Origin of the sequence: Microcoleus sp. BROC3 (assembly GCF_036702515.1) — a bacterium.
In the GTDB taxonomy this organism is placed as follows: domain Bacteria; phylum Cyanobacteriota; class Cyanobacteriia; order Cyanobacteriales; family Microcoleaceae; genus Microcoleus.
Map to the genome: position 1 here is coordinate 181,225 of NZ_JAUBTQ010000002.1, position 20,046 is coordinate 201,270.

The following is a 20,046-nucleotide window of genomic DNA, read 5'->3' on the forward strand; positions in this document are numbered from 1 at the left end:
AATCTTCCTAAATTACTCAGTGCAACGCCCCGATTATACCAGGGTTCGTGTTTATCTGGTTTGATTTCTAAGGCTTTGTCGTAGGAGGCTATCGCTTGTTCAAACCTTCCTAAATTATTCAGTGCATCGCCCCTGCTAATCCAGGCTTCGTATAAATCTGGTTTGATTTCTAAGGTTTTGTCGTAGGAGGAGATCGCCTCTTCAAATTGTCTTAAATCACTCTGTGCTCTACCTCGGTTCCTGAAAGCTTGGTGGTAGTCTGGTTTGAGAGCAATTGCCTGGTTGTAAGAATCTATCGCTTCTTCAAATTGTCCTAAATTACCGTGTTCATTACCTCGCTCGTACCACCCCTCAGCCGATCGATCGACAACCTCATCCCCCTCAACCGAAGATGACGGAAATTCAACCAAAATCTCCCTACCAACATTCCCCGCGCACTCTCCCAATTCCCCACCCGCAACTCTACCCAACAACTCCAACCTGCGCGCCAATTCCGGAAGCGATACCACCGCATCCGCAGACGCTGTATTCCCCTGCCTGCCCTCCAACAATCGAGCCTCAAACCTCCGCAACCAAGCCGCCAATTCACCATTTTTAATGCGTTTTGCGAGTAAGAATTCCGCAACATCCCCTCTTCCCCAGCCCTCATTCACCCCTTCGAGAAGTTCCATCAACTTCGCCTCGTATTCCGCATCAGTCAAAGTTTGAGGAACCCCCTTCTGTCCCCCCTTGCTAAGGCGGGAAGAAAGATTTGATCCTTCTTGTTCCCCCCCCTTACCAAGGGGGGGCCAGGGGGGGTTAAAATCCTGGGAAAAAGTGCGGAACACCTGCTGAATTAATTGTTTGAGGAATCGCCATATTTTATCCAACATTGGGGAGATTTTGAGGCGGTTGGTTTTTTTGATTGTAGCAACAATTGCCGGGATTCGTCGTCAGTCCGATACTCCGCCAGAGGTTGAAAAGGCGATCGGGATTTGTCGTCAGTCCCATAGTCCGCCAAGGGTTGAAACCCCTGTCTCATAGCGAAAGTCCTCTGAAAGAGGACTGAAGATGTGCACAATGTTAATTAAGGGTGACATTTTGAACATTGTTAATTACCATTGAAATCATTCTCATTAGTCCTCTTGAGAGGACTTCAGCTATGAGACGGGGGTTTCAACCCTCGTCGGACTTCGCCACAGCGCAATCTAACATTTTGAACATGATTAATTACCATTGAAATCCTTCTCATCAGTCCTCTTGAGAGGACTTCAGCTATGAGACTGGGGTTTCAACCCTCGTCGGACTCCGCTATGAGACGGGGGTTTCAAGCACATTGAACTATTGCACCAGCGAGCAAATTCAAACAATCAATCCCAACCTCAAAAAAAAATGCTATAATATCACCTTTAATTGCTAAACTTATCCCGCCAGCAGAGAACACAGGAAAATAATATGGTGATTATTACCTCACAACAAATTGCCCAATTTCGCTCACAATTAGCCGAATATCCCGAAGCGCTAAAAGCCCTAGATGCAATCGAAGATTGCGAAGGTAACATCGAAGATGCAGCGATATCTCTAGCAATTCAAGCCGGACAAGAACCGAATATCTCGGAAAATTGGTTAGACGGATTGGCCAAAAGATGCCGCGTTGCTATCTGCAAATCAGAGGTTAAAGAAGAGTTGACAAACGGACAATTGAATGCTGCATTTAGAGATTTAGTTGCAGCAAAAATTTGCCCCGATATTTTGGTGACTTCGGTGATTATTTATGTATTTAAAACTGGGGTGAATGATTTTTGCGAGCCTCTCGAATATAAACTGTAAAGCCATAGCTGCATTTAAAAATTAGGTGTAGCAAAGCTATCCCGAAGGGTAGGGAATCGCCCTCATTTCTCAAAACATGATACAACGAGGCGATCGCACTTTTTCTCTACCCCTTTGCACTACTGTACCCAGCCGGCCTCAAATCCGGCGACAAACCCAAAGATTTCCCCAGCAAACGAGCAAGTTGCACTAAAAAATTAGCAGTATCTTCGTCACCTTCCCGCGCCATAGAAGCCGATATCTGGATTAGCATTTGCACAAATCCCGCATCAATTAAATCGGAACGCGAACTCAAAACCTCTGGCTCTTGGCCGTTGGGACAGGTAAGCACTCGCTCGATTAAGTTCAAATAAGCCTCTTGGCGTTCTGGATTCATTTTGGCAGAAGCTGTACAGTAAATAATTTATTATTACGTTTAACTCAGTCCTGTCAATCAGGCGATCGAATAAGCGATCCCCGTTTTTACTCTAGAAACTCCATTCAGTCAGGAATAGACAGAAGCTTAAAGAAAATCTTAAGTTTCTCCATGCTAGTTTAGTCGAGGTAAGCTGCCCCGATGCCCCCCCTAGAATTCAAGCTAAGCTGCGCCAATAATAACCCTAAGATTCAAGGGAATTAAGAATATACAAAATGAAAATAGGAATATTTTTAGGAAATCTAGGAAACCCCGCCATCTACTATCCCAAACTCGCCCCAATTACCGGCGGAGTCGCGGCGAGTATTTTTCTTTGCCAATTATTGCAATGGCAATCACAAAAGTCCAACTCCGGCGAATGGGTAAACACCAACAGCAGCGAAATAGAAAAAGCCACTGGTTTGAATCACGAAGAACAAGAACTCGCGAGACGCCTGCTCAAAGTGCGATCGCTCCTGAAAGAAAAATTAACAAATCCCAACACGGACACCCTAGAACTCTGGGCGGACATTGACGCTTTCGAGGAAAAACTCAATAACTTTTGGACACCGAATCCGCCAGATATTATAACACCGATAAGTCGCGAAAACAACAATCACCCTGTAGAAATCTTCCGCGAAACATCACCCCCAAATCATGTAGTTAAAACCGACAAATATTTCGGGCAACCCCGCCAGCAAATAGCCGTTGCTGTCACCCCGAATTACCGATTTAGCGGCCCTTGGAATTCCCAAGAACAACTGCACAACTTTCAGCGAGCTTTAGAAGCATATGCTCAAGAGCGCAACTTAGGATTTGGCAATCCTTCTGGATGGGCATTTAAAATTATTGACAGCATGACAAAAGGCTTAACCTCGACTTTTTGGGAGGAATTTATCGCCGGAATTCCTTTAGGAGAAAGTCAGAAAGTCAAGCGGGATTGGGAAATCGAGCCGGAAGTGCCTTATCCTGCTTTTGAAGAGGAGCGAATTCAGTATTACGTCCACAAAGGAGAACCGCTGGAAGCAGCAGTCTCTAAAGCCCGTGCTGATTTGAGAAACCCGGTTTTGGGCAAAGATTTGTGGGAGGGATTTTTGCGAAAGTGCGATCGTATTGCTGATGATGCACTAAAAGCCAAAAACCAGGGCGTTGACACACCATATCTGCCCTCTTCCTTCAACGAAAAACCGCAAATCACCAAGGATAGCGTCATGCGGAAGTTAGGGGCGATCGCGCCGCAATTTGCCCTGAATCAATCCACATCCGACCCGATTCCAGAACCGCCAAAACTCGAACAAAAAGAGCCACCAACCGCCGCCGAAATCCCCAGTATTTCCTCTTTGCAAAAAGCTTACCAAACTCCTCTCGGCAGAAGTATAGTTGAAAAACAAATCGCTGCAAACCCCGACTGGGGCTACGAAATAGTTGACGGTGAAATCGTAGAATCTATCCCTTTTTAATGAGGCTGATATGAAACGAATTAGCAATATCAATCCGCTGGGAGAAGAGCGACCAAATCCTTCTGAGGAAGAGAGAGAAAACCTGCGGGGGGAAAGGTTGCAGCGAGAAAGAGATGAAGCATATCAAATGTTAGTTGAACTCTGCAATTTAGGCGAATGCGATATGGCCGAGCAGTTGGCAAATCGCAACTCTAATTGGGGTTATGAAATAGTTGATGGAATTGTAATGGAAAGGATAGATTAGGTTCGCAGTTATCCCATTTGTCACTTTCATGGGCGGGCAAGATGCCCGCCCCACAAAAAAATTAATATGTCGTGGAACAGGCATCTTGCCTGTTCTAAAAATGGTACAAATTGACTATCACAATCTCTATGTTATAATTCTAACTAAAACTTTAATAACTATCAAACATGACAACAACTATTAACGCCAAAAATATAACTCTCGGTGAAGTCAGTCAATTTTTGAAATTCCAAGAGCAGCTTAATAATGACACGTACACCATTTTTTTATCCTTAGAATCCTTAACAGAGATAGAACAGTTAGAACTCGCCCAAATCCGGAACGATTTTCGCGAATACCTCTCAGTGGAAAGAGTCTCTGAAGGACTGGTACAAGCTTTAACTACGTTTCCCTTAATGCGATTGGCTGGCTTCTACCGCCACCCAATCAAGATGAGTCTAGAACCAAACATTGCTAACATAACTATAGAAGATGAAGACACAACGATTACAGGCAGATTTGAAATTTTAGCAATCAATAAAGAGAAACAAATTGCCGCTGATATCTGGGGGGTGACAACCAGCCTGAAACCCAGAGGTGGTGAGGATTGAGCCAATCCGCTGCTCAAAAAAGATAGGCAGCATAATTGTTACACGCTTGCCTATCCAAAAAATAATGATACCAACATTTTACCAGACTCATTTAAAAAAACAACTGACATCAGCTCAGTTTCTTGTAATGACAACTTTGCTATCTGTGATGCAATCAGAAAAACAAGTGAGATTAGAACGACTGGCACGGGTATTTCCTTACCCAATTACAACGGAAAGTCGGCGTAGAAAACTACAAAGATTTCTGGATTTACCAAACTTAACTATTTCATTAATTTGGTTCCCCTTAATTACTTATTGGTTGACCACTTATTGCCGCATTGGTACTCGTTTATCAATTGCAATCGACCGCAGTTAATGGGGGTGCATTAATCTCTTTATGGTTAGCTTAATCTGGGAGCGAAGAGCAATTCCATTATACTGGTCATTGTTGCCCAAATTGGGGAGCAGCAACTTCGAGGAACAGACTACAAATCTACAGCAAGTTTTACCGTTATTTTCAGAATATAAAGTCATCGTTTTAGGAGACCGTGAATTTTGTTCGGTAGACTTAGGAAACTGGCTCAAGGAAAAGGGTGTGTCTTTTTGCTTAAGACTGAAGAGGAATCATTGTATCGAAACAGAGCATTTAGTTTGGCAGCGATTAGATGAATTAGGAATAGTGCCGGGAACCTCTTTATATTTTAAAGGTAAAAGAGTGAGAAAAACTCAACCTGCCACTGGATTTGATGTTGCTTGTAAGTGGAAAAGAAACTATGGGGCATGGCAGGTTGATGAAGCGTGGTTTATACTCACAGATTTAGGGTCGTTGCGGGCAGCGATCGATGCTTACAAGCAACGGATGGGTATCGAAGAAATGTTTCGAGATTGTAAAACAGGAGGCTACGATCTGGAAGGAACTAGCTTAAAAGGCAACCGACTGATTAACATGATTCTGCTGATGACACTCGCCTATAGTTTGGCAATATTTGAAGGTACTGAACTTCAGAAAAAGCAGGTAGGAAAATATGTATGTCGGCGTCAAGAACCTAAAAAAAGATATCGAAGACGGAGTACATTTGGTGTTGGCTTAGATGGAGAAAAGTGGGTTAATTATCTCGAACAATATTCTGATGAAGTGGAACAGTAAACGCAAGTTAACTCGAAATAAACGTCGCTTTTATCAACAAGCTATGCGGGCTGCAACCCTGATTCTGTCTATGTCCTAGGCCTCTTTGTCACCCCCCCAGCGCTGATATACCATTTTGGATTTTAGTAGTAGAATCTAAAAATAGTCTAATTGCTCCCCGCGCAGGTTTGCCCCAACTCCTAACTTACGCCTATAAAAGTTTAGAATATCAAGAGTCTGTTTGGGGGCTGGCGACTAGCGGAGAGTTTTATCAATTCGTCAATATCCGCAGAGGAAATCCCCCAACCTATCAGCTAATGCCATTTTTGACTTTGATGGAACCCGAACCTTCAGTTTTGTTGCTGCAAGTTTTAAAAGCTATTTGTAAGCTATAGCAGAAGGAAGAAGAAGGACTAAAGTCCTTAGTACAAACATAAAAAAAGAGGCAGAGAAAATTCTCCGCCTCAAATCTGAAATGACTGTTAACCTAAAATTTAGATTAGCCAGCCAATACTTTTTAGTAGCCTCTGGTGTTCGGCTTGTGCACGATGAAGCTCAGCACTTGACACTGCTTCACGTTGTCAAAACCCATGACGCGGATGTAGCAAGTAGGATTGTCTTGACGGCAAGCTTGAACTTCTGTCATGATTTCTTTGACGCTGCGAGCACCAAACAAAGGCAACTTCCACAGAGTCCAGTAGCGCATTTCAGCGGCAGAGGTTTCGTTGAATTCTACGCCGGGAATGTAGCCTTGATCCAAGATGTACTGGAGTTGCTTGGCAATTTGCGCGTCTGTCAGCGGGGGCAAATAGGACAGAGTTTCGTAACGACGCTCTTTAGGTAAAGTCTTCATTTTTTGTATCTCTAAGGTGTGTGTTCGATCGCACTTGTCGATCGATTAACTCGACAAATTATCCAGATTCGGTTCAGAATCTATTGATGTTTCAGGATTACTGCTAGAAACAGACCAATTAAGTTGCGTAGTTCGCTCTAAATGCTGGCGTCTGTGTTCCATATTCGCCTGTTGAATGCCAGTACAAACCATTTCTGGCAAATATTCTGTCACATCGTGAGCCAGATACTCTCGCACAGTCATGATCCGAAATCCTAAATCTTGATTTTCCCTCAGCAACTCTTGAATGTATGCTTCTCCATCTTGGATTTTGGCCTTCGTGGAAAAGTCGTTCAACCAGATTGCCAAAGGAGGATTGGTTTCGCTCAACTGAGCGACCACCATCCGCACGGATTGATAGGTTAGGTAACTTGCCAGCACCTTAGCGGTGTCTTTCGCAACTTGTTTGAGATCCATTTTGACCCCAGCCCCCTCAAATTTTAGATTTTGGATTTTAGATTTTGGATGCAAACTTACTTGTAAATCTTCTTCAAAGATAAAGACTTCCTAGCAAGTTTGCGACCTAAAACCTAAAATCTCCAACCAAAAATCCTTAAAGGGTATCCATTGCCTCGAACTCAAACTTGATTTCTTTCCAGAGTTCGCAAGCAACAGCCAGTTCAGGAGACCATTTGCAAGCTTCGCGGATCACGTCGCCGCCTTCGCGCATCAAGTTGCGGCCTTCGTTACGAGCTTGGACGCAAGCTTCCAAAGCAACGCGGTTAGCAGTTGCACCAGGTGCATTACCCCAAGGGTGACCCAAGGTGCCGCCGCCGAACTGCAAGCAGGAGTCGTCGCCGAAGATTTCCACCAAAGCCGGCATGTGCCAGATGTGGATACCACCAGAAGCAACCGGCATGACACCGGGCATGGAGGCCCAATCTTGGGTGAAGTAAATACCGCGGCTGCGGTCTTCTTCGATGTGGTCTTCGCGCATCAAGTCTACGAAGCCCATCGTGATGCCTTTTTCGCCTTCGAGTTTACCCACAACTGTACCGGAGTGCAGGTGGTCGCCGCCGGACATCCGCAAGCACTTGGCAAGCACGCGGAAGTGGATACCGTGGTTTTTCTGACGGTCGATAACTGCGTGCATGGCGCGGTGGATGTGCAGCAAAATACCATTGCGGCGGCACCATTTAGCCAAGGTGGTGTTAGCAGTGAAACCACCGGTCAGGTAGTCGTGCATGATGATGGGGGTTTTGATTTCCTTAGCGAACTCAGCCCGCTCCATCATTTCTTCGCAGGTGGGGGCTGTTACGTTGAGGTAGTGACCCTTGACTTCGCCGGTTTCTGCTTGAGCTTTTTCAATAGCTTCTTGAACGAACAGGAAGCGATCGCGCCAGCGCATGAACGGTTGCGAGTTGATGTTTTCGTCGTCTTTGGTGAAGTCCAAACCGCCGCGCAGAACTTCGTAAACGGCACGGCCGTAGTTCTTAGCAGACAGACCCAATTTGGGCTTAATTGTACAACCCAGCAAAGGACGGCCGTACTTGTTCAATTTGTCCCGCTCAACGGTAATACCGTGAGGAGGGCCTTGGAAGGTTTTCAGGTAAGCAATGGGAATCCGCAAGTCTTCCAACCGCAGAGCGCGCAGAGCTTTGAAACCGAACACGTTACCGACCAAAGAGGTCAGCAAGTTGGTGACGGAACCTTCTTCAAACAAATCCAAAGGATAAGCAATGAAGCAGATGTACTGGTTGTCTTCACCGGGAACTGGCTCGATGTCGTAGCAGCGACCTTTGTAGCGGTCGAGGTCGGTCAGGAGGTCAGTCCACACAGTTGTCCATGTACCTGTGGAAGATTCAGCAGCCACAGCAGCGCCTGCTTCTTCAGGGGGTACTCCCGGCTGCGGTGTTACCCGGAAAGCCGCCAAAACATCTGTATCCTTTGGGGTGTAGTCCGGCGTGTAATACGTTAGTTTATAGTCTTGAACTCCGGCTTTATACCCAGCCTTTGATTGAGTTTGGGTTTGCGCGTAAGCCATATCTCGCTTCCTAGTATTCGCTTAATTTTTTTGCCCGATCGCAGGCTGTTAAAAATATATCAATAAAGTGGCGTTCTCAAATTTTAATATTCTTTTAATCATCATAAGTATTATTTATTTTGCTTTACATTAGGCAAATATTTGTAACATATCTTATGAAAAGCCAGCGGCGAAGGATGCAGGAGGAAAGGCTGGGGATCGCAGAGCAGGGAGGAATTTCGCTTGAGCGGAAGATATGGTGCAGCGAGCCGAACAGCGAATCAATACGGTTTATGTAAAGAATTTAATACTTAAAAATCAGAATTAGTAAGGGGTAATGGGTCTGGGCTAAGTAGTTAGAAATACCTAAAGTTGTGGATGGCAGTTGAGATCGATCTCAACAGCAATCCTGTATGCAATCTAAAATCCAAAATCCAAAATCTAAAATCTAAAATCCCGCGACTTCCAGACCGTCAACTCAAAAATCGACAGCATACCACATAATATGGACAGGACTTGTGCAGCAAGAGTAAGCTCGTTTCTCAAACCAAATCCGCCGTTACAGCCATTTAACCTCGCTGAAAACCGGGTTTCTGCGTTAGCTGCGCGTAAGTCTAGTATGGATATTTAGCCCCATTTTTACTCTGGTTGTGCCTCACCCCCCTTCAAAAGCCGTTCACTGCATCAATCCAGATTGCCCAAGGCCCTACCCTCAGACTTGGGGCAACAATTTTTGTCATAGTTGCGGGGCTCCGCTGCGACTAAAAAATCGCTACCTGCCTCTAGAAAGCCTCGGTTCCGGGGGCTTTGCAGCAATTTTCACAGTCTGGGACACAGAAACTCAAACCGAGCGCGTCCTGAAAGTGTTGCTCGAAACTTCCGCGAAAGCGCTGAAACTGTTCGAGCAAGAAGCTTGGGTTTTGGCACTTTTGCGGCACCCGGGCGTCCCTAGAGTCGATCCAGACGGTTATTTTCACGTCCAAACCCAAAATTTTGCAGGCGGGGATGGAAATCCGGCGGCGAAGCGGCTGCCTTGTTTGGTAATGGAAAAGATTCACGGCAAAACTTTAGAAGAGGTTCTCGACGAGCACCCTCAAGGATGTCCGCAGGAATGGGTGTTTAGTTGGCTGAGTCAAGCTGTGGAAATTTTAGAGGAGTTGCACAGGTGTCAGATTATTCACCGCGACATTAAACCCTCAAATTTGATGCTGCGAGACCCGGAATCGCCCCAAGTTTTGCTAAGCAAGGGTTTGGGCGGACTGCAATTGGTGGCGATCGACTTTGGGGGAGTTAAACAGATGGGCGGTGTCGAATCCGTGGGGAAAGATTCTCGGAGTTCGACGCGGTTGATTTCGCCCGGGTACAGTCCGCCGGAACAAATTGTGGGCGGCGGTGTGGTGCCGGCGACGGATTTTTATGCCCTCGGGCGGACTTGCATTCACTTGCTGACGGGGAAGTATCCGGCGGAAATTGAAGATCCGATGACGGGAGAATTGCGGTGGCGGCACATTGTATCTGTGAGTCCGGCTTTGGCGAATTTGTTGGACGATATGGTGCGATCGAACGTGCAGCAGCGTCCGGCGACGGCTGGCGATGTTCGGGCGCGTTTGCAGGAGATTTATGCTAGGAGTAAGGGCAAAATCGCGATCGCCCCAATGGGTCAAGCTATTGTAGAATTCTGCCGGCAAGTAGTGGTGGCGGGGGCGCAAAAAACGGCAAATTTGACGGTTTTGCTGTTCGGCGCGATCGCCCAAATCGTGGTAGCTTCTCTGGATACGGGCTGGGAAATGGTGCTGGGTGCCGTTGGTGGAAGTGCGGGGGCGATCGGCGGTTTGGTTTTGGGTTATGCTTCGCCTCTAGGCCCGCAAATTGCCAGTTTTCTGAATGAAGGTTTGCAGCAATTAATGCCTAACATGACTTTCGCTGTGGGGCCGGAAGTGCTGCTGTTTGGATTTGCGGGGTTGGGAACTGCGATCGGTTTGACGGATGCAGGGAGTTTTCGCCAGCAAAAACAGTATTGGCTGTCTGGATTGATGGGAGCTCAGGGCTATTTGTTGGCGGGTTTGTGTTGGATGGAAGCAACAGCTTCTAGTGGCGTGCAGGGGGTTATTTTGGGAGCTTTTGCGATCGCCTCTGTGACTGTGGGAATGGGTTTGCGCAGCCATCAATTAGTTCACGCTTTGGTTGTGGCTGTTTTCTCTACGGGAATGTTTCTGTTTCTGAATGCTTGGAACATTTTTCCGGGGAGTTTCTTTGGGATTTTGTCACTGTCTAACGTTACGTTCGGCTGGCTGCAAGTTTGGGGTTCTATTGTGTTTTTTGGTTTGTTGGGAAGTGCGATCGGGCTTTGTTTGGGAGTTAGTCATTATTTAGTTGTGCCCGTGCTCAGGTGGTTGGGATGGCGGTAGGAATTAACACCAAATCACTATGCTAATCGAGTCGTTATCAATTAAGTCTGTCTCAAGATTTTCAATGGTTGGTGCTCTGGCGATCGCCCTTGCGTTCATCAGCCCCAATCTAGCCAAAGCCGAATCGCGAGAACAAGCCGTCGATCGATTGACCGATTTCTTATTCTACAGGGTTAATCCTCAGTTAAACAATCGCAAACTCCAAGCTGGCGATCGCGAATATAGCAATCAATGGCGGAGATTGCGCGAAGCGATCGATCCGCGAGTCAAGTCGGTACAAGAAGTCTGCTTTAGGCCCGCCCCAGGAGATACAGGATGGGAATTCACCACCATTAACGGGCAGACATACGAGCAAACCTACGATTTACTTGCAGATACAATTTTTTACAGCCGCCATCCTCAACGCACCGGACAGCCAATTCCCAAAAGCGATCGGATCGGCATTAGTGAATGGTCAGCAATTCGACGCGAAATGTATATTTCCAATTGTGGACTGTGAGAGTCGAACGCCTTACAGCGCAGCATTTATCGAAGATAACTCCTAGAGTAGAGGTCATCTCTACATAACTCTGTAAAAAGAAAGGTTTTAAACCGATGAGTAGGAAAAGTTGGATATGCGATCGCACTCTTATTACAACCAGAATTATTGCACCATTGATGGGACTAATCGCCATGGGATATACAAGTTTTGCCGGTGCTGCCCCACAGCAACAAATTCCCAGCATAAATAGTGCGAAAATCGATACAGGAAGTCAAACAAAATACATCAATAATTCCGAAGAAAATTTAACAATCGTTGCTTTAAGTGAAAAGGTTCAAGTCAGTATTGAAAATTCTGTAAATTCCCCTAAAAAAATACCTCTTCAACAAGGTATGCCATACGAAGAGGCCCGTCAAATCCTGATTCAACAACGGTGGCAGCCAAGCTTACAGGGTCAACCCAACCTCAGAGATCGTTCGGTTAAAGAGCTATTTGATTTAGGATATCAAGAGATTAAGGATTGTTCGGGTACAGGAGAGGGGCCTTGTCGTTTTGAGTTTATCAATCAAGAAGGAGAACTGCTAGTTATAGTCGCTACGACAAGAGGTTCTGAAAATACAAAACGTTTTGTGAGGAATTGGTGGATTGAGAAAAAGACAGATAGCCATCAACAAAAATCGTCATCAAACATAATTGAAGAAGGTCGTTATTGGTTGGGAGGTACGGATCAGGGTTTAGAGGTAAAGGGAAAACAATATCGATATTATGACGAGTCTAATATCGAGCGACCGTGGCAACCTCTCTCTGAGTTACAATATATCAAAAAAGGCGTTATTTTTGATGGAAAAATTTATTGGTGCTTATCTACTCTCGCACCTAAAACAGGAGGAAGTTCTTGTTCTATAGATGGATGGCAACAAAAGATTTATCACCAGCGATATCGGGGAGATTGATAATTTTTATTGGGTTTAATCGTGCTAATTAAATCACTTTCAATCAAGTCAAAATCGCAGTTTTTAGGGGTGTGTGCATTAGCTATAGCCCTTGTACTCGGTGTTGCCAATTTAGACAGTGCTACAGCGCGCGATTATGAATCACGAACTCAAGCTGTGGATAGGTTTACGGATTGGTTTTTTTATAGAGTTAATCCTCAATTAGGAGGTCGCAAATTGCGATCTGACGATTCTTCTGCCTACATTCGCGAATGGAATGCTATTCGCAATACAGTCGATCGAGAAATGATTACTACACAAGGAGATTGCGTCGGTGATGCTTTCTGGGACTTCGATTATCGTTCTCACGGGCGATCGCTCGATCGGATTGCAGATACAATTTGGGATATCCGCGATCCCTCGGGTGACAAAACTCGTGCAGATGTTTCTAAACAAGAATGGCAGAAGCTTCGCAATTCAATAAGTAGAGAGCATTTTTGCTATTAATTTGCAACATTTGTCAACCCAAATTAAACAATAAAGAACAACAGCAATCTCAGTTACAAATATTCTTAAAACATAGAATATGTACCCTGAATTGTATTATCGCTAAGTTAAGTTTAACCCTAGTTGGTGAAATCCAAGAAAACACTGCAAGAGGAACCAGAAAATTTCGTCAGTTCAAAAATGTTGGTCTTGCCGTAGCTGGACGAGAAGGCAGGTATGATTGTGTAGAACGTCCCGCAGGAGAAGAACCTTTACTCGGCTTCATTATCCAGGAAGATTTGGGTTGAGAAGGGGACTTGAAAAATTAGGGTTAATTCTTTTGCCAGCAGAGGGAATGCAAAGTTATATTCGCGTATAAAATTTCTCTAATTTTCTCATCTTACTCTTCGTCCCCCTCTGCTGGAAAGAAAGTTTGACTCTTAAGCGATTTTAATAGCCGAATGATAAATAATATAACCTGCGATCGCCCGGATTTGATATCATAAGTAATAGCGGGAGATAATATTATATTTTGGCACTAAAATGTCAGTCACGACTCATCAATTAATTCAGTGGAAACAACAACGGCGACCAATTGTCGCGCTGACAGCTTATGATTATGCGATCGCCCAACTCATAGATCTAGCAGGCGTAGATATCATCCTAGTCGGCGATTCTCTGGCAATGCCCATATTGGGCTACGAGACAACACTGCCCCTCACTCTCGATGAAATGCTGCACCACGCTAAAGCAGTGCGTCGCGGTGTTCAACAAGCATTAATTGTTGTCGATTTGCCGTTTTTAACCTATCAGGAAAGTCCCCAGCAAGCCATGCACTCGGCCGGGAGAGTTTTGAAAGAAACCGGCGCTCAAGCGGTAAAACTAGAAGGTGGATATCCAGCAATGGCCGCCACAGTTTCGCAGCTAACATCCGCCGGAATTCCGGTGATGGGCCACGTTGGTTTAACTCCGCAGTCGGTACACCAACTCGGCTACAAAAAACAAGGAAAAACGGCCCAAGCAGCCGATCGCATCATAGCAGAGTCGATCGCGCTTCAAGAAGCAGGCGTTTTTGCGATCGTGCTAGAACACATTCCCGCAGACTTAGCCGCTCAAATTACCCAAAAATTAACGGTTCCCACAATTGGCATCGGGGCCGGCCCGCACTGCGACGGACAAGTTTTAGTTACTTCTGATTTGTTGGGACTTTCACAAAAGCAGCCGCCTTTTGTGAAAGCTTACGCCAATTTGCGCGAAACAATTACCCAAGCTGTCAAAGATTATTCCCTAGAAGTTAGAGACGGAAAATTTCCCGAACTGTAATTAATAGTAGGTTTTGTAGTGAGTACGTCCGTCCTCATAAAACTCCGTCGGAGGGCGTTACTGACTGCAAATGTTATTTAAACCTTCGGCAGCCCCTCTTCCTCCTTCTCATTTTCCTTCTGGGCAGATTCATCTTCAGCTAGACCTACCCCTTCCTTAAAACTCCGCAGCGTTTTTCCCAAAGCATTTCCCAACTCAGGAATTTTCTTGGGCCCGAAAATTAGAATGGCGACTACCGCAATAATGCCCAATTCGGGCAATCCCAGACCAAACATACACTCATCTCCTGTAAAACTTGCTCGATCGGCAAGTCGATCTGCTGATATCCTTAAAAGTATCTACCTTTTTTCCTGCATCCTGCAACAGTAGAATCAAGTTTTATTAAGCTATCGCCCGATAAATAGGAATGTTAGAAATATCCAAGCCTTCCCTGCGCGAGCAACAGCACTACCTCATCCGCGAGTTAGCAGACCGGATGGAAGCAGTATGGCACCGCTATCTCGACCTCGAACCCTACTACCTGCCCGCTGAGTTGGGATACGTAGAAGGGCGCTTGGAAGGAGAAAAACTGATCATTGAAAACCGCTGCTATCAAACGCCCCAGTTCCGCAAAATACACCTCGAACTCGCTAAAGTCGGGCCGCTGCTGGATATCCTGCACTGCGTCATGTTTCCGAGACCGAATTATGCTTTGCCGATGTTCGGTACGGATATCGTAGCAGGCAAAGGGCAAATTAGCGCCGCGATCGCAGACCTTTCTCCCCTCAATCCCAGTCGAACTTTGTCGGAAACCTACCGAACTCGACTGCAAAATTTGCCGGTCAACCAATTTTCTTGTCCCCGCCAAATTCCTGAATGGGGGGATATTTTCTCAGAATTTTGTCTGTTTGTGCGGCCGGAGTCTATCGAAGAAGAAAGCAGATTTCTGAACATAGTTGAATCCTACGTTGAAATTCACTGCAAACTAGCAGTAGCTTCCGAACCAGTCTCTGCGGAGGAAGAATCGAAAATTATCGAGGCTCAAATTTACTACTGCACCCAGCAGCAGCAAAACGACAAAACCCGCCGCGTACTCGAAAAAGCTTTCGGTCAAGATTGGGCCGAACATTACATGACCGAGGTGCTTTTTGATTTCCCTAAATAGCTGCAATTTGTTTACAATACTTCACCGTGGGTGGAAAAAACTTCATTAGGAAATCACCTACTTTATAAGTCATGGGAAAGGAATCACGGGTTAAGGATAAATCATTTTTAAAACCCCCAGGGCGAGGAGTCATCGGTTTAGCGATCGCTGCCACTCTCATAACCACAGGAGTCGGTTTTTGGCAAGTATCTGAAATTAGAAAAGCCGAAGAGTTAAAGGTGGCCGCTGCCACGGCTGCTGCAAGTCCAGCCTCCACCCGCACCAGCGTTACCGCTTTGGGTAGGTTGACTCCGCAGGGGGAAGTGATCAAATTGTCGGCCCCTTCGGCGTCGGAGGGAGCGAGGATCGAACAGTTGCAGGTGGAAGAGGGCGATCGAGTCAGTCAAGGACAAATCATAGCAGTTCTCGATACGCGCGATCGGCTTCAAGCAATCCTCCAACAAGCCGACAAAGAAGTCAAAGTCAAACAAGCAGAATTAGCGAAAATTCAAGCAGGCGCAAAAACAGGCCAAATCGGTGCCGGAAAAGCCGAAGTTGCCAAGTTTGAAGCACAACTCCAAAGAGAAACCGAAGCCGAAGCAGCCAATGTCGCCCGCTTAGAAGCTCAACTGCGAAGAGAAACCGAAGCCGAACAAGCTAACGTCGCCAAATTCGAGGCACAACTCCAAAGAGAAACCGAAGCCGAACAAGCTAATCTTGCCAAATTTGAGGCACAACTAGAAAGAGAAACTGAAGTACAGCAAGCCAAACTTGCTAGGCTAGAAGCTCAATTGCGCGGCGAAATTGCCTCTCAAAACGCTACAGTCGATCGCCTCAAAGCAGAATTAAAAAATGCCGAAGCCGAGCAACAACGCAACAAAGAACTAGCCGAAACAGGTGCAATTTCTGCTTCAGTTTATGACACAAAGCGCTTAACTGTAGATACGGCTCGTGAAAAAGTCAGAGAAGCTGAAGCGATATTAGAAAAAACCGTGCAAACACTGCAAGAGCAAATAGTCGAAACTAAAGCCACACTAAAACAAACAGTAGAAACAGGCAAGCAGGAAATCAATCAATCCCGAGCCAATCTCCGACGCAAGTTAGAAACAGGCAGGCAGGAAATTAACCAAGCCAGAGCGACCTTAAATCAAAAGATAGAAACAGGACGCGAACAAATCAATCAAGCCGAAGCAATACTCAAACAAAAAGCAGAAACAGGCCAAGAACAAATCAATCAAGCCAAAGCAAATCTAGATCAAATTGGTGAAGTCCGTGCCGAAGACGTGCAAGCAGCCCAAGCCGCCGTCGAAAGTGCGATCGCCACCAAACAAAAAGCTCAAGTAGACTTAAACTTAAGCTACGTAAAAGCACCCGTATCCGGCTCCATCCTCAAAGTTCACACCCGACAAGGAGAACGCATCAACACTGAAGATGGCATTGTAGAACTAGGCCGCACCGATCAAATGTACGCCGTAGCAGAAGTTTACGAAACCGACATCGGCAAAGTGCGAAACGGCCAGCGCGCTAGCATCAGCAGCCCCGTATTTGCAGGCACTTTGGAAGGAACAGTCGCTCGCGTCGGCAAACAAGTCGGCAAAAAAGATGTCCTCAATACCGACCCCGCTGCCGATACCGATGCTAGAGTTATCGAAGTGAGAATTCGCCTAGATCCGGAATCGAGCAAAAAAGTTGCAACCCTAACCAACTTGCAGGTTGAAGTTAAAATAAATATCTAAATTTTACGTTGACAGGACTTACGCATGGGGACTCAAGAAACCGTTTTTTTTACCGAGATTAAGGGTTTGAATCAAATATAAGGGTAAAAAACCCGGTTTCTCAACACCCGTGCTTAAGTCCTAAAGTTATGCAATCCCAAATCCCACATCTCAACTCTAAAATATAAAATCGACTGTTATGGCAAAAATACCGCTAGCTTGGGCACAATTAACGCGCGAAAAAATGCGCTTAGTAATCGCGTTAGCCGGCATTGGATTTGCGGACTTGCTAATGTTTATGCAGTTTGGATTTAGAGACGCGCTATTTGAAAGCTCCATTAGCTTTCACTCGAAGTTAAAAGGGGATATTTTTATCACCAGCACTCAATCTACGGCTTTAATAGCCATGAAAAGTTTTCCCCAGCGGCGCTTATATCAAGCTTTGAGTTTTGACGGCGTTACAGCAATCAGCCCGGTATATTTAGGCTTTGGATTGTGGAAAAATCCCGACCCCAACCAGCGCAATACCCGCCAATTAATGGTCATCGGTTTTGACCCGACTAATCCCATCTTTGATATGCCTGAAATCCAAAATAATTTGGACAAAATCCAAATGGCGGATGTGGTTTTATTTGACCAAGCTTCTCGCCCGGAGTTTGGGCCAGTAGCAGAATATTTCAAGCAGGGAAAACCTGTTGAAACAGAAGTTGACAACCGCCGCGTTACGGTAGAGGGGCTATTTACTTTAGGCGCATCTTTCGGTGCCGACGGAAATCTTGTCACCAGCGATTTGAACTTTCTGCGAATTTTTGCGACGCGGAGAACAAGAGGTTTAATTGATATAGGTATTGTTCACTTGCAGCCGGGAACAGATGTTAAGGCTGTTGTTGATAAAATGAGGGCAACTTTGCCGAAAGATGTGAGAATTTCTTCTAAAGAAGACTTTGTAAATTTTGAGAGAAAGTATTGGGAAGAAAGCACGGCGATCGGATTTGTTTTCACACTCGGCGCGGCAATGGGATTTATCGTCGGAATAGTGATTGTTTATCAAATTCTTTATACTGATGTTACCGATCACTTGCCGGAATACGCTACGCTGAAGGCGATGGGATATAGGGACATTTACTTTTTGGGTGTGGTGTTTCAAGAGGCTTTGATTTTGGCAATTCTTGGCTATTTGCCTGGGTTTGGGATTTCTGTGGTGCTGTACAATTTAGGGAGAACTGCTACGAGTTTGCCGATGTACATGACTTTGATGAAAGCTGGGACTGTTTTTGCAATGACAGTTGTCATGTGTTCTGTGTCGGGGGCGATCGCAGTTAGGAAGTTGCAGGCGGCTGACCCGGCGGATATTTTTTAAGGAAGGGACGACACGGATTTTGACACGGATACACGGATTGAAGAAGGAAGAATTATGAAATTAAAAATAACAAATAACCATGAATACTTTACCAGTTGTCTCAATTAAAAATCTCAATCATTCCTTCGGGGAAGGACAACTTCGCAAACAGACATTATTTGACATCAACCTCGACATTTATCCGGGCGAAATCGTGCTGATGACAGGGCCTTCCGGGTCTGGTAAAACAACATTGTTAACCTTGATTGGAGCTTTGCGCTCGATCCAAGAAGGTAGTCTGAAAATTCTCGACCAAGAATTGCGGGGAACGCCGAAAAATAAATTAGTTAAAGTCCGCCGCGACATCGGCTATATTTTCCAAGCTCACAATTTGCTCAAATGCTTGAGTGCTAGGCAAAATGTGCAAATGTCTTTAGAACTGCACAGTCATCTTTCTAGCCAAGAAACTAATGATAAAATAGAGGAAATGCTGCAAGCTGTAGGCTTGGGAGAAAGAATAGATTATTACCCCGACAGTCTTTCTGGCGGGCAGAAACAAAGAGTTGCGATCGCCCGGGCATTAGTCAGCCAGCCGAAATTAGTCTTAGCCGACGAACCCACAGCAGCACTAGACAGTAAATCAGGTCGAGATGTGGTAGAAATTATGCGAGGTTTGGCAAAAGAACAGCACTGCACTATTTTGCTTGTCACCCACGACAACCGCATTTTAGACATAGCCGATCGCATTATTCACATGGAAGACGGCTACCTCGCACAAGATACATCAACAGCGGCTGCCACAGGCGTTCTTTCGGGAAAATAATATTAATCCACCTCAACTTATTTCCGAGAACCGGGACGCTTTCCTCCTACCTTGGCAGGACTTTTTGTGGCACCTTTGGCTGGAGTTTTAGAACTACTTTTGCCACTTTTTTGACCCTTAGCTCCTACCAATTGGCTATCATTGGCATTTGTAGGTCTACCGGCAGGCGTTCTCGTAGTTCTAAAGGTAACATTCACCCCTTCATTCGATTGTTCCAACACCAACATCGGCGTCGGCTTGGCTTTTTGATCCCATTCAATGTGAACGATGCGACCTTGAATTGTCGGCTGCCAACTGTCGTGGTCGTCTGAAGGACTCAGATAAGTTTCCAAACAGTCAATAATTTGATTAATTGTCGCCGATGTTGCCTGAGTCGGCAGTTTCATCAGCTTAATTTGAATCCTAAACAGCACTCGTTTTTCTATTTTTACAGCCGGATCGCCAGTTTCGTATTCGATATCAAACATCGAATCCACTTGCCTGCCGCTGCCAGCCGACCCGTTTTTATCTCCCACCGCACCCTGCGTCGGACGTAGGGCAATACTAATTTTGTCTTTGACTTTTACTTTAATTTGATTCACAATGGCAAAGTGAAATACTTCTTCCGCCATCCGCATTCTTAGGTAGTCTAAATTAAAGTCTCGGGAGTGGATAAGGTCGGGATTCTTTTCCATCTTTGACATGGTTTCCAGAGCCATTTTGTATTTTTTCTGGAGCTCTCGATTTCTAAACTCCTCAAATTTAAGCTTTTTGCTCAAATCGTCGAGTTTGATCTTGGTAAACACCGCTAAACCGATAAGCAATAACAACAGTAATCCCGACGCTCCCATGAAGAGTTGGTCTGAGGACGGATCTCCGGGTTTAGCCTGTTTAGGTTTGGGAGAGGCTACTGCCAACCTTGGTTCTACAAGGATTATTTGGGTTGACATGGGCTTTTAAAGGGTAAAATTTGACGC

The 20,046-nt window shown here is 45.5% G+C and carries 21 protein-coding genes and 1 pseudogene; 15 read left to right on the forward strand and 7 right to left on the reverse strand.

The annotated features are described in order from the left end of the window. The coding region (locus QUB30_RS02120; RefSeq protein ID WP_333328360.1) for a tetratricopeptide repeat protein at nucleotides 1-872 on the reverse strand (872 nt) is incomplete at its 3' end. 562 nt (nucleotides 873-1,434) lie between these two features. Between QUB30_RS02120 and QUB30_RS02125 the strand changes: the two genes are divergently transcribed. Continuing rightward, on the forward strand, nucleotides 1,435-1,809 hold the full coding sequence (locus QUB30_RS02125; protein WP_015179219.1) for a hypothetical protein: 375 nt from the start codon (nucleotides 1,435-1,437) through the stop codon (nucleotides 1,807-1,809). Nucleotides 1,810-1,915: 106 nt separating this feature from the next. Here QUB30_RS02125 and QUB30_RS02130 read toward each other — a convergent pair whose 3' ends face one another. Beyond that, nucleotides 1,916-2,185 (reverse strand): hypothetical protein, encoded by a 270-nt coding sequence (locus QUB30_RS02130; protein WP_333096050.1) that lies wholly within the window; start codon nucleotides 2,183-2,185, stop codon nucleotides 1,916-1,918. 254 nt (nucleotides 2,186-2,439) lie between these two features. Here QUB30_RS02130 and QUB30_RS02135 point away from each other — a divergent pair, with 254 nt between their 5' ends. The 5 genes and pseudogenes from QUB30_RS02135 to QUB30_RS02155 all read left to right on the forward strand — a co-directional run. After that, complete coding sequence (locus QUB30_RS02135; RefSeq protein WP_333328363.1) at nucleotides 2,440-3,663, forward strand: hypothetical protein; 1,224 nt, start codon at nucleotides 2,440-2,442, stop codon at nucleotides 3,661-3,663. Between the two features lie 10 nt (nucleotides 3,664-3,673). Then, complete coding sequence (locus QUB30_RS02140; RefSeq protein WP_333328366.1) at nucleotides 3,674-3,907, forward strand: hypothetical protein; 234 nt, start codon at nucleotides 3,674-3,676, stop codon at nucleotides 3,905-3,907. A gap of 167 nt (nucleotides 3,908-4,074) precedes the next feature. Continuing rightward, nucleotides 4,075-4,497 carry a hypothetical protein gene (locus tag QUB30_RS02145; RefSeq protein WP_333328369.1) on the forward strand — a complete coding sequence of 141 codons (423 nt, stop codon included), beginning with the start codon at nucleotides 4,075-4,077 and terminating at the stop codon, nucleotides 4,495-4,497. A 379-nt stretch (nucleotides 4,498-4,876) separates the two neighbouring features. Further along, the gene (locus tag QUB30_RS02150; RefSeq protein ID WP_333328372.1) at nucleotides 4,877-5,626 is read left to right on the forward strand and encodes an IS4 family transposase; all 750 of its coding nucleotides are present in this window, start codon (nucleotides 4,877-4,879) and stop codon (nucleotides 5,624-5,626) included. Between the two features lie 107 nt (nucleotides 5,627-5,733). Then, nucleotides 5,734-6,000: pseudogene (locus tag QUB30_RS02155) on the forward strand (restriction endonuclease subunit R); the annotation flags it as partial. Nucleotides 6,001-6,122: 122 nt separating this feature from the next. Here the strand turns inward: QUB30_RS02155 and QUB30_RS02160 are convergent. The 3 genes from QUB30_RS02160 to QUB30_RS02170 all read right to left on the reverse strand — a co-directional run bounded on the left by QUB30_RS02160 (nucleotide 6,123) and on the right by QUB30_RS02170 (nucleotide 8,481). After that, nucleotides 6,123-6,458: a ribulose bisphosphate carboxylase small subunit gene (locus QUB30_RS02160; RefSeq protein ID WP_333328375.1), complete on the reverse strand. Its 336-nt coding sequence runs from the start codon at nucleotides 6,456-6,458 to the stop codon at nucleotides 6,123-6,125. Nucleotides 6,459-6,503: 45 nt separating this feature from the next. Next, entirely contained in the window at nucleotides 6,504-6,914 is a 411-nt protein-coding gene (gene rcbX / locus QUB30_RS02165) for a RuBisCO chaperone RbcX (protein WP_333136955.1), read from the reverse strand. 136 nt (nucleotides 6,915-7,050) lie between these two features. Continuing rightward, nucleotides 7,051-8,481: a form I ribulose bisphosphate carboxylase large subunit gene (locus QUB30_RS02170; protein WP_190660564.1), complete on the reverse strand. Its 1,431-nt coding sequence runs from the start codon at nucleotides 8,479-8,481 to the stop codon at nucleotides 7,051-7,053. A gap of 629 nt (nucleotides 8,482-9,110) precedes the next feature. On the opposite strand from QUB30_RS02170, the gene QUB30_RS02175 reads away from it, so the two are divergent. The 5 genes from QUB30_RS02175 (at nucleotide 9,111) to panB (ending at nucleotide 14,090) form a co-directional block, all read left to right on the forward strand. After that, nucleotides 9,111-10,868: a serine/threonine-protein kinase gene (locus QUB30_RS02175; protein ID WP_333328378.1), complete on the forward strand. Its 1,758-nt coding sequence runs from the start codon at nucleotides 9,111-9,113 to the stop codon at nucleotides 10,866-10,868. 64 nt (nucleotides 10,869-10,932) lie between these two features. After that, nucleotides 10,933-11,367: a hypothetical protein gene (locus QUB30_RS02180; protein ID WP_333328381.1), complete on the forward strand. Its 435-nt coding sequence runs from the start codon at nucleotides 10,933-10,935 to the stop codon at nucleotides 11,365-11,367. Between the two features lie 173 nt (nucleotides 11,368-11,540). After that, the gene (locus tag QUB30_RS02185) at nucleotides 11,541-12,302 is read left to right on the forward strand and encodes a hypothetical protein (RefSeq protein ID WP_333328384.1); all 762 of its coding nucleotides are present in this window, start codon (nucleotides 11,541-11,543) and stop codon (nucleotides 12,300-12,302) included. A gap of 69 nt (nucleotides 12,303-12,371) precedes the next feature. After that, nucleotides 12,372-12,788 (forward strand): hypothetical protein, encoded by a 417-nt coding sequence (locus QUB30_RS02190; protein ID WP_333328389.1) that lies wholly within the window; start codon nucleotides 12,372-12,374, stop codon nucleotides 12,786-12,788. Between the two features lie 522 nt (nucleotides 12,789-13,310). Next, nucleotides 13,311-14,090, forward strand: a complete 780-nt coding sequence (panB, locus tag QUB30_RS02195) for a 3-methyl-2-oxobutanoate hydroxymethyltransferase (RefSeq protein ID WP_333328392.1) — start codon at nucleotides 13,311-13,313, stop codon at nucleotides 14,088-14,090. A 77-nt stretch (nucleotides 14,091-14,167) separates the two neighbouring features. Here the strand turns inward: panB and tatA are convergent, their stop codons facing one another. Next, nucleotides 14,168-14,365: a twin-arginine translocase TatA/TatE family subunit gene (gene tatA, locus QUB30_RS02200; protein WP_333240485.1), complete on the reverse strand. Its 198-nt coding sequence runs from the start codon at nucleotides 14,363-14,365 to the stop codon at nucleotides 14,168-14,170. 131 nt (nucleotides 14,366-14,496) lie between these two features. Between tatA and QUB30_RS02205 the strand changes: the two genes are divergently transcribed. From QUB30_RS02205 to QUB30_RS02220, 4 genes are all read left to right on the forward strand, one after another. Beyond that, nucleotides 14,497-15,234 carry a phycocyanobilin:ferredoxin oxidoreductase gene (locus QUB30_RS02205; RefSeq protein ID WP_333328395.1) on the forward strand — a complete coding sequence of 246 codons (738 nt, stop codon included), beginning with the start codon at nucleotides 14,497-14,499 and terminating at the stop codon, nucleotides 15,232-15,234. 71 nt (nucleotides 15,235-15,305) lie between these two features. Then, nucleotides 15,306-16,949 (forward strand): HlyD family efflux transporter periplasmic adaptor subunit, encoded by a 1,644-nt coding sequence (locus QUB30_RS02210; protein WP_333328398.1) that lies wholly within the window; start codon nucleotides 15,306-15,308, stop codon nucleotides 16,947-16,949. 178 nt (nucleotides 16,950-17,127) lie between these two features. Further along, nucleotides 17,128-18,288, forward strand: coding sequence for an ABC transporter permease DevC (gene devC, locus QUB30_RS02215; RefSeq protein ID WP_333328401.1), 1,161 nt, complete (start codon nucleotides 17,128-17,130; stop codon nucleotides 18,286-18,288). Nucleotides 18,289-18,367: 79 nt separating this feature from the next. Beyond that, complete coding sequence (locus QUB30_RS02220; protein WP_333328404.1) at nucleotides 18,368-19,090, forward strand: DevA family ABC transporter ATP-binding protein; 723 nt, start codon at nucleotides 18,368-18,370, stop codon at nucleotides 19,088-19,090. Nucleotides 19,091-19,107: 17 nt separating this feature from the next. On the opposite strand, the gene QUB30_RS02225 is transcribed toward QUB30_RS02220, so the two are convergent. After that, a complete protein-coding gene (locus QUB30_RS02225; protein ID WP_333328407.1) occupies nucleotides 19,108-20,019 on the reverse strand; it encodes a hypothetical protein in 912 nt (303 codons plus the stop codon). Nucleotides 20,020-20,046 lie beyond the last annotated feature (27 nt).

Bases quoted from the DNA above. Each gene is read 5' to 3' on its own strand.
- QUB30_RS02130 (WP_333096050.1), bottom strand. From the start codon at position 2,185: ATGAATCCAGAACGCCAAGAGGCTTATTTGAACTTAATCGAGCGAGTG.
- QUB30_RS02160 (WP_333328375.1), bottom strand. From the start codon at position 6,458: ATGAAGACTTTACCTAAAGAGCGTCGTTACGAAACTCTGTCCTATTTG.
- QUB30_RS02210 (WP_333328398.1), top strand. From the start codon at position 15,306: ATGGGAAAGGAATCACGGGTTAAGGATAAATCATTTTTAAAACCCCCA.
- QUB30_RS02180 (WP_333328381.1), top strand. From the start codon at position 10,933: ATGGTTGGTGCTCTGGCGATCGCCCTTGCGTTCATCAGCCCCAATCTA.
- QUB30_RS02150 (WP_333328372.1), top strand. From the start codon at position 4,877: ATGGTTAGCTTAATCTGGGAGCGAAGAGCAATTCCATTATACTGGTCA.
- panB (WP_333328392.1), top strand. From the start codon at position 13,311: ATGTCAGTCACGACTCATCAATTAATTCAGTGGAAACAACAACGGCGA.
- tatA (WP_333240485.1), bottom strand. From the start codon at position 14,365: ATGTTTGGTCTGGGATTGCCCGAATTGGGCATTATTGCGGTAGTCGCC.
- devC (WP_333328401.1), top strand. From the start codon at position 17,128: ATGGCAAAAATACCGCTAGCTTGGGCACAATTAACGCGCGAAAAAATG.
- QUB30_RS02220 (WP_333328404.1), top strand. From the start codon at position 18,368: ATGAATACTTTACCAGTTGTCTCAATTAAAAATCTCAATCATTCCTTC.
- QUB30_RS02185 (WP_333328384.1), top strand. From the start codon at position 11,541: ATGGGATATACAAGTTTTGCCGGTGCTGCCCCACAGCAACAAATTCCC.
- QUB30_RS02145 (WP_333328369.1), top strand. From the start codon at position 4,075: ATGACAACAACTATTAACGCCAAAAATATAACTCTCGGTGAAGTCAGT.
- rcbX (WP_333136955.1), bottom strand. From the start codon at position 6,914: ATGGATCTCAAACAAGTTGCGAAAGACACCGCTAAGGTGCTGGCAAGT.
- QUB30_RS02205 (WP_333328395.1), top strand. From the start codon at position 14,497: ATGTTAGAAATATCCAAGCCTTCCCTGCGCGAGCAACAGCACTACCTC.
- QUB30_RS02225 (WP_333328407.1), bottom strand. From the start codon at position 20,019: ATGTCAACCCAAATAATCCTTGTAGAACCAAGGTTGGCAGTAGCCTCT.
- QUB30_RS02135 (WP_333328363.1), top strand. From the start codon at position 2,440: ATGAAAATAGGAATATTTTTAGGAAATCTAGGAAACCCCGCCATCTAC.
- QUB30_RS02125 (WP_015179219.1), top strand. From the start codon at position 1,435: ATGGTGATTATTACCTCACAACAAATTGCCCAATTTCGCTCACAATTA.
- QUB30_RS02140 (WP_333328366.1), top strand. From the start codon at position 3,674: ATGAAACGAATTAGCAATATCAATCCGCTGGGAGAAGAGCGACCAAAT.
- QUB30_RS02170 (WP_190660564.1), bottom strand. From the start codon at position 8,481: ATGGCTTACGCGCAAACCCAAACTCAATCAAAGGCTGGGTATAAAGCC.